The organism is Gilliamella sp. BG3 (assembly GCF_046635605.1).
GTDB lineage: Bacteria > Pseudomonadota > Gammaproteobacteria > Enterobacterales > Orbaceae > Gilliamella > Gilliamella bombi.
This window is the reverse complement of the sequence record NZ_JBIDFE010000034.1, coordinates 1-13,738: the sequence shown is the minus strand read 5'-3', so window position 1 is coordinate 13,738 and position 13,738 is coordinate 1. Positions and strand designations below refer to the sequence as shown.

General features: G+C 35.6%; 10 protein-coding genes and 1 tRNA gene. 6 read left to right on the top strand and 5 right to left on the bottom strand.

The window, feature by feature from the left end:
• From ACGH6S_RS11310 to ACGH6S_RS11290, 5 genes are all read left to right on the top strand, one after another.
• A partial coding sequence (locus ACGH6S_RS11310; RefSeq protein WP_411578926.1) for a hypothetical protein occupies positions 1–936 on the top strand: 936 nt, incomplete at its 5' end.
• A 1,182-nt stretch (positions 937–2,118) separates the two neighbouring features.
• Positions 2,119–3,081, top strand: a complete 963-nt coding sequence (locus ACGH6S_RS11305; protein ID WP_174798822.1) for a hypothetical protein — start codon at positions 2,119–2,121, stop codon at positions 3,079–3,081.
• A 105-nt stretch (positions 3,082–3,186) separates the two neighbouring features.
• Positions 3,187–3,333, top strand: coding sequence for a hypothetical protein (locus tag ACGH6S_RS11300; protein ID WP_167370059.1), 147 nt, complete (start codon positions 3,187–3,189; stop codon positions 3,331–3,333).
• A 137-nt stretch (positions 3,334–3,470) separates the two neighbouring features.
• A complete protein-coding gene (suhB, locus tag ACGH6S_RS11295; RefSeq protein ID WP_065590228.1) occupies positions 3,471–4,274 on the top strand; it encodes an inositol-1-monophosphatase in 804 nt (267 codons plus the stop codon).
• A gap of 132 nt (positions 4,275–4,406) precedes the next feature.
• On the top strand, positions 4,407–6,596 hold the full coding sequence (locus ACGH6S_RS11290; protein WP_411578925.1) for a heavy metal translocating P-type ATPase: 2,190 nt from the start codon (positions 4,407–4,409) through the stop codon (positions 6,594–6,596).
• Positions 6,597–6,805: 209 nt separating this feature from the next.
• Here the strand turns inward: ACGH6S_RS11290 and ACGH6S_RS11285 are convergent, their stop codons facing one another.
• Positions 6,806–8,203, bottom strand: a complete 1,398-nt coding sequence (locus ACGH6S_RS11285) for an FAD-binding protein (RefSeq protein WP_411578924.1) — start codon at positions 8,201–8,203, stop codon at positions 6,806–6,808.
• Positions 8,204–8,681: 478 nt separating this feature from the next.
• On the bottom strand, positions 8,682–8,990 hold the full coding sequence (locus tag ACGH6S_RS11280) for a hypothetical protein (protein ID WP_065590221.1): 309 nt from the start codon (positions 8,988–8,990) through the stop codon (positions 8,682–8,684).
• A 392-nt stretch (positions 8,991–9,382) separates the two neighbouring features.
• On the opposite strand from ACGH6S_RS11280, the gene ACGH6S_RS11275 reads away from it, so the two are divergent.
• Positions 9,383–9,459 (top strand) — tRNA-Met (locus ACGH6S_RS11275).
• A 40-nt stretch (positions 9,460–9,499) separates the two neighbouring features.
• On the opposite strand, the gene metF is transcribed toward ACGH6S_RS11275, so the two are convergent.
• From metF to ACGH6S_RS11260, 3 genes are all read right to left on the bottom strand, one after another.
• Positions 9,500–10,375 (bottom strand): methylenetetrahydrofolate reductase [NAD(P)H], encoded by an 876-nt coding sequence (gene metF / locus ACGH6S_RS11270; protein ID WP_411578923.1) that lies wholly within the window; start codon positions 10,373–10,375, stop codon positions 9,500–9,502.
• A gap of 135 nt (positions 10,376–10,510) precedes the next feature.
• Positions 10,511–12,784, bottom strand: coding sequence for a 5-methyltetrahydropteroyltriglutamate--homocysteine S-methyltransferase (gene metE, locus ACGH6S_RS11265; RefSeq protein WP_297225944.1), 2,274 nt, complete (start codon positions 12,782–12,784; stop codon positions 10,511–10,513).
• A 173-nt stretch (positions 12,785–12,957) separates the two neighbouring features.
• Positions 12,958–13,509, bottom strand: coding sequence for a YagU family protein (locus ACGH6S_RS11260; protein WP_065561279.1), 552 nt, complete (start codon positions 13,507–13,509; stop codon positions 12,958–12,960).
• Between the last annotated feature and the right edge of the window lie 229 nt (positions 13,510–13,738).

Below are 13,738 nucleotides of genomic sequence, written 5' to 3'. Positions count from 1 at the left end.
GGCTTTTCAATGCCATTAAAGCTCATCATAAAAACCAATGTTAGTGCCCATTCAGCATACGGAATACCTGATGTAGGCAAGCAAATTACCCTAGCTAAGACCTACCAAATCGCACCAAAATCGCAAATTTGTTATGCAAAACCGAATTCTACTATAGTTCATCCTGAATACCAATGGATTGGAGTTGATTTAAAAACAGATGAATATTATTTTAATCGACCTGAATATGCTAATCGTCACCCTCTAGTTGGTGGTGGTTATACTCAAGATTACGTACCTAATTATGGTTTTAAAGCACAGCCAATAGTTTCATCAAACACATTCCCAACAACAGGGTTTCCTGGTGCTAAATTTCAATTAGTGATGACAGGAGCGCAAGATGATTATCATTATCAAGTGATCAATAACCCAGGAGGAGGGGTTGCAATTGATCAAAATGGTGTAGTAAAACTTAATAGTAAACCCTCAGGAACTGTTACAGTGAGGGCAACTTTAAAAAGAGATAATTCTGTCATTCATGATTACCGTTTTAACCCAACTTCTATTTGGGGGGTGCCGCAAAATTTTAGAGGATCGTTTAATGCTGTACAACAGCATTGTGGAGGTTTACAAAATTTGATGAGCCGATCCCAATTAACAAATTCGCCACGATATGAAGGTCAAGGGGCTGAATTAACTGGATTGTCTAATAGCTATACTCGTGTAATAGGTGGCTCTATTTTGGGTGAATGGGGGTGGACAACTAAATCTTCTTACCCTGATTCAGAATGGCAAGAATATTATGCTCCGCCTGATTTTACCTCTAGATATTGGACATCGGATTCTTCGGTGATTGAAGGTGTACAGCTTCCATATGTTGTACATAACCATGATGGTTTTACTAGCACGTTTACAACTGAAGCTCCTTGGTTAGGTTACGCTATTTGTAAAGGATAGAAAATATTTTAAATGTGATATTATTTATTCAGTAAAGGAGCATTTATAAAATAGGATTGTTGTAATAAAATAATGGGTTATTTATATTTCATGATTAAAATAACCCACTCAAACACATAAAGGCGTTTTACCAGAAATAGCTTTATGTATAACCATATTATAAATGTGAATAAGTAGCTTAGACTTTTGTTTTCTATTTTCTGTATTGTTAAATATTTTTTATATCATGCCACATTGCAATTAAAGTATGTATCATGCTTTCGGTTTTTCATTCGTTTATTGGTGGGCTGGTTTTGTAAATTTTGATTAATAAAATGGTTATCAAACGTTTTAATGAATAGATACAGCGACACTTTAATTAATTACCAAATGGTATAGAGATCTTGAATGTTTCTCACAAAATACAGCCTAAAAAGTGAATAGTCATGTAAATATTCACAAATCATGCCGAGAATTACATTGTTTATTTTAGTGCTTTATAAAATGGATGATTATTTAATGCTTCATGCAGTTTTTAGGTGTTATAAATCGAATATGTAAATGTTTGGTGTCGACCTGAAACTGTCGTCTAGCTAGGCTTTGTTATTACTTTTAGCCATCATTGATAAATCTTTAGTTTGATTTTTTATGTATGTTCATTGCTGTCGTTCCTTAAATTACGGTAAACAATGAGAGTAATTTCTACAACTAAAAATAGCATTTACTATATAATCACTTGTTTTACGTACAAAGAAAACATAAATAAAATCAATGCTCTACCTGAACGATTTTATACCTTCAAAAGGCGCTTATTTCACCAGTCAAAACCGACCAACTAATCTTATTTTACCTCACCACGAACAATTATTTACAATAAATTAACAAAAAGCTAGCCAACCATTTTTTAAATGGTTATACTTTTAACGCTATTGGAAAACAAGCTTATTAAACAAGCAAATAATTATAAAAATATAAATAAAACAAATAATTACTTGACAGGTGAACCATAATGCATTATCATTTTAGACACCAGACACCAGACACCAGCACTGGCAAACCTATGTCTTAAGTTTATCAAATAATCTTATTCGGCGAGTTTTTTCACGAAACTTATTTATACCTTCCAAATTATCTCTCAACGAATTATCGAAATTACCGCTCAAATCACCTAAAACAGCTTTGCTAGTATTAGCACTGTTATTATTGTCATCGTCATGGAATGTACAGGCGAATGGCAAAAAGTATCGAGCGGGTAATCGTAGTGATGCAATAATATTACTATCCGAACCATTACCAGCGGAGCCAGTTATGCCAGTTATTCGTTATGTAAGGCCGAATCTATATCAGGGTAAGGGAAAATACGCAGGCCCTGCTAACATATGGAATCCTAAGAAGGGCTTTTTAGTTCAATCAACCAATCCAGGATCATATAACCTCAATTTCCCAACTACAGGTGCGGATAATTTATATTTTGATTTACTCATTACAGGAATAGATGTAAGAGAATTGACATGGGCACCTGTCAGGCATGAGGGAATTACTGCAAGCGTGATAAATGTTGTACCTAATGATGGCTGGATTCCTTATGAAGATAGGGGACAAGTTGTAGCACGTGTTAGGCTAACAGGTCCAGAGGCAAGAAATCAAAGGTTCAGACCTGGCCGAATAGTTAGGCCAAGGTTACCGCAGACGTTTGAGTTAGTGGGTAGAGATAAAGATGGTTATGAGTTAGTAAAATATGGATTTGAGTTGAGGAAGTGGTTCGTCAATCGGGTTGTACTTGAATATTATAATGAACAGTCCGCATGGTGTAGTGGTTTGGGTTATCACATGCCGAGGGCAAGTGATTTAACCAATGCGAAGTGTGGTGTAAGAGGAGATCATTTTTTCAGATGTTTTAAAAGAAAAAATGTCATATTGAACGATGGCGCCAAGCCATCGTCAGGACATGGGGAATACCAACGTCGAATAGGCGCTGGATTTTTCACGGAGTGGGGCAGCATGAGCAACTACGCTGATGCGGGTTTCATCGACAACAGCTACTGGTTAAGTGGCAGCCGATCAGGTGAAAGTATGATGTACGCTGTTAGCTCGAACAAAGGCTACGTCTATAGGCGCATTGATAACTTCGGCGGTAACTATGGTCTTTGCTTAAGTGGTGGTTAATTAATCCTTATGGCGCAGAAGGTGGTTATGGTGTCTGAAAGAACAATATAAAAAAGAATAAAGCTCTGGCGCAAGTTAGGGCAAACCCCTTAGGGTTGCGCAGTTGTGGCAAAGCCACAAAACTGCGCTGCCCCTACCGCCACCGACGCTGAAACCACCGCACCAATCTATTTTATTCACCAAAACAAAAAGAAATTATTTTTCACTAAAAATCAGTCAGAAAAGATGATGATTTTATTAAAGTTTTCTTAACTGTTTTTTTACCGAAAAACACTCCACACACACTGGCAATAAGGCCACAAAACCTTTATACTATATAACAGTTTTTAGTATGACAAATGGCATACTAATATAATTCGTTCTTTAACATCATCAATTGGAATAAATTTATGCATCCGATGCTGAATATTGCTATTCGTGCTGCTCGTAAAGCAGGTAATGTAGCCATCAAGGCTTATGAAAACCCTAGTTCAATCGAAATCGAAACCAAAGGCGCTAATGATTTTGCCACTAATACCGATCGTGCGGCTGAAGCTTTGATTATTGAAACAATTAAAAAAGCTTATCCTGACCATACTATCATTGCCGAAGAAAGCGGCTTAGCTAAAGGTAATGATGCCGATACTCAGTGGATAATTGACCCAATTGATGGTACGACCAATTTTATTAAAAATATCCCTCATTTTGCAGTGTCTATCGCAGCTCGGGTTAAAGGTAAAACCGAAATTGCTGTTGTTTATAATCCAATGAGTAATGAGCTGTTTACTGCTGCTCGTGGTAAAGGCGCTCAACTTAATGGTTATCGTATTCGAGTGAGTAATGCGAAAGATTTAGACGGTAGCGTGCTAGCAATGGCTTTTCCGTTTAAAGCTAAACAATATAGCGATAGTTATTTTGGCGTATTACAAAAATTATTTGTTAGATGTGGCGATTTTCGTCGCACTGGTTCTGCCGCTTTAGATCTTGCCTATGTTGCTGCAGGTCGTTTAGATGGCTTTTTTGAAATTGGCTTAAAACCATGGGATATTGCTGGCGGTGAGTTGATTTTGCGTGAAGCAGGTGGTGTTATTACCGATTTTGCAGGTGGCAATAATTATATGGTTTCGGGCAATGTTGTTGCGGGTAATCCTAGAATTGTTAAGGATTTATTAGTTTCTACTCAAAACGAGTGGCCCGAAAAATTACGTAACTAACGTTATCTTTTTTATTTCCTCTTATTTTGATCGCAAGTTAAACTCTTGCGATCTGTCTAGTATTTTTCTGCATTGTTATCAATTTTGAGTATATACTAATCAATAATCGTATAAAAATTAAGGCTGCATTTTATGAAGACAATACAATATCATCTTAATATTGAAGGAATGAGTTGTGCCTCTTGTGTTAGTCGTGTAGAAAAAGCAATTAAAAAAGTTGATGGTGTAATTGATGTCAGTGTTAATCTGGCAACTGAGAAAGCAACTATTAATGCAGATACTCATGTTAAACTTGAAGCATTAATGTCTGCGGTTGATAAAGCGGGCTATCGTGCTATTAAAATTTCAGATCAACAATCAGGTGCAAAGAAAGTTAACAAACAAGCATCTATTTGGCCGATTGTGATTTCTGTTATTTTGGCCATTCCTTTTGTGTTACCTATGTTATTAGAGCCTTTTGGGTTTCATGTGATGATGCCAGCTTGGTTACAACTGGTTATTGCATCTATTGTGCAATTTGGACTTGGCGCTAAATTTTATCGAAGCGGTTTTAATGCGGCTAAAGCGTTGTCGGGTAATATGGATTTATTAGTGGCCATTGGTACTAGTGCGGCATATGGGTTATCAGTTTATCAGCTTATCATAGGCAATGATGAGCACCTTTATTTTGAATCTTCAGTTATTATTATTACCTTAATTTTGCTTGGTAAGTGGTTAGAATCAAGAGCTAAACATCAAACCACACAAGCAATTGAGGCTCTGTCTGCGTTACGCCCTGATGTTGCTTTAGTAAGGCGTGATAATCAAGAAATAAGTTTACCCATTAACCAAGTTAAAGTGGATGATATTGTTATTATTAAGCCTGGAGAGCGTATTCCAGTTGATGGCGTTGTGATTGAAGGTGCATCTAGTAGTGATGAATCAATGCTAACCGGTGAGAGCTTTCCTGTAAATAAAACCGTTAATGATGTTGTTACTGGCGGTACAATTAATGGCGAAGGGTTACTTATCATTAAAACTACAGCGATTCAAGCGGATTCTACTTTATCCAAAATTATTGAAATGGTTGAATCTGCTCAGGCTAAGAAAGCACCAATCCAACGAGTCGTTGATCGCATCAGCGCTATTTTTGTGCCAGTGATTTTATTGATTGCACTTGTTACGTTATTGGCTTGGGGGGCGATATCGCATGATTGGCAACAAGCATTACTCCATGCGGTGGCTGTGTTAGTGATTGCTTGCCCTTGTGCATTAGGCTTGGCAACACCAACAGCAATTATGGTTGGTACAGGAGTGGCAGCTAGTCATGGTATTTTAATTAAAGATGCCGAGGCATTAGAAACACTGCATAATATTAATATGGTTGCATTTGATAAAACAGGCACATTAACCATTGGTAAACCAGAATTAGTTGAAATGGATATTATGGGTAGCGAGACGCCCGATCAAATTTTATCGCTCGCAGCGTCATTACAAGCAGGTAGTGAGCATCCACTTGCCAAAGCTATTTTAAGTAAAGCTAAAGCGTATCATTATGCTCAAAATATTACTTCGGTAGCTGGTTCAGGAGTGATGGCAACCGTTGATAACACCGAATATTATTTAGGTAGTTTGCGTTGGATGAAATCATTAAATGCCTATTTTGTTGGTATGGACGATAAAATTAATCAGTTATCGAGTAAAGGTTATACCATTTCATTTTTAGCGAAACAGCAATCAGAAGGTAATGTGGTGATATTAGCGCTCTTGGGTTTTGCCGATGTAATAAAGGAGGAGGCCGAGAAAGCTATTCAAGCATTGCATCAGTTAAATGTAAAAACCGTTATGTTAACTGGCGATAATCAGAAAGCGGCTAATTATGTGGGGCAGCAGTTAAGCTTAGATAAGGTTATTGCTGAAGTATTACCGCAAGATAAAGCAAACTATATTTATCAACTACAAAAAAGTGAAGATATAACTGGCAATAAAACAGTGGCAATGGTAGGAGATGGTATTAATGATGCTCCAGCCTTGGCGGCAGCCGATATTGGTATTGCTATGGGCACAGGCACCGATGTGGCTATGCATGCAGCAAGTATTACTCTAATGCGTGGTAATCTGTTTTTGATTGCTGATGCGATCGATATTTCGCGCCGAACCTATAATAAAATTAAACAAAATCTATTTTGGGCATTTTTCTATAATTTAATCGGTATTCCGCTAGCGGCATTGGGATTTTTAAATCCAATGATAGCTGGTGCCGCTATGGCGTTAAGTAGTGTTAGCGTTGTAACCAATGCACTTTTACTTAAACGTTGGAAGGCAAAATCAGAAAACCAATAATATAAGATTTTTGTTTTGAATTAAGGAGGCTCTAAGCCTCCTTTATATTGATTAGAAGACAAATTAACTTAATTCATTCTACAAATAAGCGTACATTCTTGTTAAAAAGTTTCAGGTAACATGGTGTTTGAGTATAAAAATTATCAAAAAAAGTACGCCCAATATTGTTAAATAGTAATAATAAACAAGATAAATATGCCTTATTTTGTTTACTGAATTATTTTAGGGTGGTATCGATCTAATAGCATGTTATTGAATTTATTTTCTGGGTCTAATTGTGCTTTAAGTTTAAAAAAGCGATCTGCTTGTGGGTATGCGCGCTGAAATTGTTCACCAGTTGCATGTAATTGATACGGTAAATAATAACTTCCACCCTTTGCTAATACTGCATCGATTAATTCTCGTGTCCAGATTCCTACTTGCTTTTTGCTTTGTTCATCAGTATCTTGTTGATAATAAATAACAAAAGCAAACACTTCGGTTTTAGCCCATGCTAGTAATGAACCGCTATCAGGATTTGCATGACGAATCGAAATATTAATTACATTAGCCTGATGTTTTTTTAGGATAGCAATTAATTCAGGATAAAAATCCTCAAACCGCTCTATGGGGATAAAATACTCCTGTAGAGCAAAACTTTTATTTTTGCTTTTAATTGGCTGTAAATTCGACACATCATAACTGGCTTCATAATTACGCCACATTACAGGTTGTTTTGTATAATCTATATCATCATACAATTTACGTAAATGCTTACCTAAATTTGATGAGGCGACAATTTTTATTTTTTGTTCCTGTGCAAACGAATATTGGTCGGTTGGGCGTAATCTGTCCAAAATAGTCAATGGTTCTTGTGTTTCTTTAAAAGTGACAGCACGAACTTCTTCAAAATCAGGTGGGTAAATTACCGAGTTGTGGAATATGGCACTTTTGTCAGAACGAATCTGTTGCATAAAATATGGGTAATACTTGGCAATTGGCATAACATCGCTAATGCGTTTTACTTTAACATTATCAACAAGTCGCAAAGTGACTTCTGTAATTACGCCTAATCCACCATAACCGCCGATAGCGCCATAAAATATATCTTGATTTTCTTTTGGACTGGCTTCGACAATAGCGCCATCAGCTAGGACAATTTTGAACTTCTCAACAGATAAAATCATAGGGCCTTCTCCAATATAACGCCCATGCACATTTACACTAAGCGAACCACCAATACTAAAATTGGCATAGCTTTGCATGATTTTTACTGATAAATTGTAGGGATCAATCAATTCCTGTACTTGACGCCAAGTTGCGCCTGTTTCAATGGTTAAAAGTTTCTTCTCAGGGTTGAAATCAATCACATGGTTGAGTTTTTGTGTATCTATTTGAATTCCATTGTTTATTGCTGTTTGTCCACCCATGCTGTATTTGCCACCAGCTATACTAATTGGACCAGAGGTATTTTTAACTAGTTCAGAGACCTGTTGAGTCGATTCTGGTTGCATAACCGCAGATGCTTGTACTGGTGTCATACCTGTAACATCATTTACAACTACAGCTTGCGCTTTTAGTGGTAGTAGTAAGAAAAAACAACAGCTCAATAAAGTTAATTTTTTCATTATAAGTTATTATTTATTTTGGATATATTAAAAATATGATTCTATCTATACAAATTAAATAAATCAATGCTTCTATAATTTTTATGTGCTTATTTTTGAATAAAGTAGTATGGGAAAATAAACAGCAGTGGTGAACATCTTAAAAAGTGAGAAAATAAAAATGAGTCATAACTACCTTATTAATCAAAAATTCACCAAAGCAGCCTACCCACAAACAAATGGAAAGTCGAAAGAGTAACACGAACTTTGAATTGCGATGTGGCATAATCAGCAAATATTTAGCGATTCAAAAGGTAGAAAACAAAAACTTGAACGCTTTATTAATTTTTATAATATCGCTAAACCGAATAAAGTGATTTTTGGAAAAATACCTTATGAGTTTTTAGAGGATTATTTTGACCATGAAGTGCAAACAACTCGGCGTTTTTCTATATTTAAGCATTTCAATATAAAATGCAAAACAACGTGCTTTTATTGGTTATCTGATAACAAAGAATTCATCAACAAAGGTAAGGTCTAATGTTGTTAAATAGTGATAATAACCAAGATACATTTCATCTTTATAAATTTTTAAACACATTTGAAAAACGGGTTCATTATAATCTCCCGTTAAAATCACACTTAAGCTTTCATGAAAAGTAAGTGTTTGGGTCTCTTGTTTAGTATTAAGTTCTAATTCTGTGTAGTGATCATTAAGAATATGTTTTAAGTTTGTCATAGCAACTTTTTTTAATTTAGTATTGATTAATTCAATATCTGTAGATTTTAGATAATCAAATAGTAGCATTATGTTGATCACTCCTCGATATTTGTTAATCATTATATTAATGTTAATGGCTTTTGTTTATTTATCTGAGTGTACTGAAATACTGATGTAAAAAAATCAGTGTGTTACTTATCAAAATTGTTCAGGTAGAGTATTGATTTTATTTAAGTTTTTACCTTGATTTTTTTTATTAAAATCCTATGGTTATAAAATTATTGCTATTTTCAGTGTAGTTGGATTTTGCTGTCTTTGGTTTTGAAGGAGACTAAAATTTTTGTTAAAAACTTTCAAGTGAATTTGTGTTTATGTAAGAAAATAATCTAGATCCCCTCAAGAATGTTTAAAAATGTGGCGTTTAACCTAAATAGGTATTGCTTTATTATTTTATTGCTATAATATAGCCACTTCTTTGACGCGGGGTGGAGCAGCTTGGTAGCTCGTCGGGCTCATAACCCGAAGGTCGTTGGTTCAAATCCAGCCCCCGCAACCAATTCTAAATCATTGTTTATACTTTCCTGTTTTTATATTCACTATTCCAATTTTGGTACCGCTAGCAATGTTGATACTGCTTCGCTAATGCGTCTTGCTATGTAGCTATTGTTCATGGTGTATAAGTGAATGCCATCGACATCTTGCGAAACCAAATCAACAATCTGATCGATTGCATAAGCAATACCGGCATCACGAAATGCTTCTGGGTGGTGTTCGTATTTTTCCATCATTTGTTTGAATTTTTTAGGTAAATTCACCCCACACATCGATACCATACGCTCAATTTGGTTTTTATTGGTCACTGGCATGATGCCTGCTTCTATTGGAACATTAATGCCAATATCGCGAGCTTTATCTAAAAATGTATAAAAATAGTCATTATCAAAAAATAGCTGTGAAATAAGTTGATCGGTACCTGCATTGACCTTTTCTTTTAAATGGATCAGATCTTGTTTTAGTGTTGCTGCTTCAAGATGTCCTTCGGGATAGCATGCACCAATCACGTTAAAATCACCGTTTTCTTTAATGAATGTCACCAGTTCGCTAGCGTATCGAAAATCATCTTTAGGTTGTACATTCGGGCTGATGTCACCACGCAAAGCGAGCACATTATCAATTCCTGCACATTTAAGATCGTGTAGGGTTTTTTGCATTTCAGCTTTATCAAAATTGATCCCCGGCAAGTGAGCGACGCTTTCAATGCCATAAGTGTGTTTGACTGAGTGGGCAATATCAATGGTGGTTTGACCATTTAAGCTACCACCTGCACCATAAGTGACACTGATAAAATCAGGTTTAAAATAACCAAGTTCACGCAATGTACTATAAATTGTTTCTAGAGGTGAGGTTTTTTTAGGAGGAAAAACCTCAAAGGAGAATACGGTTTTTTTATTAAATAGTAGATTTGTTTTCATTTGTTTCATCCATTGGTTATGTCACTTATTTTCCTTATTGACACTTCCGCCGCCCAAATAGGCGGCGGAAACGTAAGGCTATAAACAAAGCCTGATTTGTTAATAAAAAACTCAACGACTTTGTAAAAATAGTACTTAGTTCAGTGTTTTTCTTACTTCTAAAGTGGCTTGTACTAAATGTTGTAAGCTTTCAACCACTTCTTTTTCGCCACGAGTTTTTAAACCGCAATCTGGGTTGATCCACAATTTTTGGTTATCAATCTTCGCTAGTAACTTTTCAATCGTTGCTTTGATTTCGGCTACTGGTGGTACACGTGGTGAATGGATGTCGTAAACCCCTGGTCCTACTTCAGTTTTGAAGTTGTTTGCATTAAGTACGTCAATCAACTGCAAATTAGAGCGAGAAGCCTCGAACGAAATAACATCAGCGTCCATTGCATCAATATCTTTAATAATGTCAGCAAATTCGCTATAACACATATGGGTGTGGATTTGCGTATCTGCTTGCACTTTGCTATGTACCAATCTAAACGCAGGGATCGCCCAATCAAGGTATTCACTGTTCCAATCGGCTTTACGTAGTGGTAATTTTTCTTTTAATGCCGCTTCGTCAATTTGAATGATCTTAATACCCGCTGCTTCAAGATCTAATACTTCATCACCAATTGCTAATGCTATTTGGAATACCGATTCTTTTTGAGAAATATCTTCTCGTGGGAACGACCAATTTAGAATAGTCACAGGTCCTGTTAACATACCTTTAACTGGTTTGTCTGTCAGGCTTTGTGCATATTTTGAATATGCAACAGTAATCGGTTTTGAGCGTGAAATATCACCCCAAACAATTGGTGGCTTAACGCAACGAGTACCATAAGATTGCACCCATGCTTTTTCAGTAAACACAAAGCCATTTAAGCTTTCACCAAAATATTCGACCATGTCATTACGTTCAAATTCACCATGTACTAACACATCAATGCCAATTTCTTCTTGTAATTTAATACACTGCGCAATTTTTTGTTGATTAAACTCAGTATATTCGTTCAGGCAAATTTCACCTTTTTTGAATTTAGCACGATTTAAACGTACATCAGGTGTTTGCGGGAATGATCCAATAGTGGTTGTTGGTAATAGTGGCAAATTAAAGGCCTTTTTCTGCGCTGCTTCACGCACTGAAAATTCAGGTAAACGAGTAAAGTCCGAATCTTTTAATGCGGCCACTTTTTGGCGTACAGCTTGATTTGCGCCTTCACGCTCACGAGTAAATAATGTTTGGTTAGCTTTATAAGCGGCATTATTTTCAGGATTTGCATCCTTAAATAATTGACCAAGTTCAGCAAGTTCTTGTAGCTTTTCTTGTGCAAAAGCAAAATAAGCACGTTGTTGAATAGTTAATTTGGTCTCATTTTGCAATGTATAAGGTACATGCAATAATGAGCAAGAAGTATTGATTACAATATTTGCGGCTTTTTGTTTGATTTTACCAAGTAATGCTAAGGTTTTTTGGTAATTGTTTTTCCAGATATTTTTTCCATTTACCACACCAGCAAATAAGACTTTATCGGCAGGGAAACCATTATTTTCAAGTAAAGCTAATGACTGTTTACCTTCAACAAAATCAAGACCAATACCATCAAAAGGTAAAGCGACAAGTTCTTTATAACAATCACGTACATCACCAAAATAAGTTTGTAAAACAATCTTAGTTTGTCCTTTTACCGATAAAATCGCTTGATAAAGTTCGGTAAATAAAGCGATATCGTCTTTATTTAGGTCAGTGACTAAAATAGGTTCATCAATTTGGATCCACTCAGCACCAAGTGTTGTGAATTTTTGGATGATGTCTTGATAAGCTTTAATAATATCGGCTTTAAAATCAACAAGCTGTTTTTTACCTAAATACTGCGCTAATTTAAAAAAGGTTAATGCACCAATCACAACTGGCTTGGTTTGTACACCTAACGCTTTAGCTTCTTGATATTCGTCAAAAGGTTTAGTGCCTGTTAACTTAATTTGTACTGAATCTTCAATTTCAGGTACTAAATAGTGGTAATTGGTGTTAAACCATTTTTTCATAGCGAGTGCTCGCACATCGCCTTTTTCACCCTGATAACCACGTGCCATCGCAAAATAACGGTCAAGTTCAGGTAAACCTAAATCTTGGTAACGTTTTGGAATAACATTAAGTAAACACGCTGTATCTAACACCGCATCATAGAATGAAAAATCATTAGATGAAATAAAGGCAATTTTTTGAGCCGCTTGTTGTTTTAAATGCTCAGCTCGTAGCGCTTTAGCTTCGTTTAATAATTCAGCTTGTGTTTTATTACCTTTAAAATAGGCTTCTGTTGCAAATTTAAGTTCACGAAGCTTACCAACTCGAGGATATCCAATAACAGCAGTATTCATTTTTATTTCCTTTTTATCGACTTTCTTTAGTGATAAAGAAGATAACAAAAAAAACAGATATTGAATAATTCTAGTTTTTTATTGGTTAATATAGTTTTTAACTATAACCGATAAAATAAAAAATCCCACTATAGTTAAATAGTAGGATTTAGTATTAAGTGATTTAACTTAAATTATTGACGCCACTCGCCACGAATAGGTCTTGAAAAATGAGCAAGAACGGCAATCATACAAATTTCAATTGAAACGCCCCAATAGATATGACCCAAAATTTCGCTCCAAAGTTCATAGCCATTTAAATTCCATAACCAACCAACAGTACCTTCGGCATCATAAGCAGGATGACGAAAGCCAAGTAATGGAATTAAAAAACCATGCATAGAGATAGTAATAATCGTGCCATAAACTGCGCCATACCATAGTCGGATTTTGTTGCAATAATATGCACCAGCCACATAAACAAAGGCAAAAGCAAAACTGAATAACCAGTGATAAAGCGTTACCGCACCAGAAACAGTTGCTGTTTGATAAATATAATCAAGTGAATGAGAATCAATCCCTAACCAACCAAGCCATGCATCAATATGTGCAGCTGGAGGCGAAATTTCACCCGGGACACGAGGAGGCATATTAACCTCGGATCCCCACTTAACTAAAGCACTAATAAAACCACCAATGATTGTTGTCCAAATAATGACTTGACGATTTGTTTTATTTCCAAACATACTGGGTTTTCCATAATTATAATAATAGGTGTATAAATTATACTCCTGTGTAATTTGGGATAAAAGAAGAATAAATAAGATTGGTAGGCTAATAAAGTTATTTTAATAATTTTTTGTGGTTTGATCCTCGCCAAAAAAGTGGACAAAAGTCGCCTCTATGATATAAACAAAAATCATAGGAGACAAATATCATGGTCAAAAAATTTAGTATCGAATTCAAACAACAATC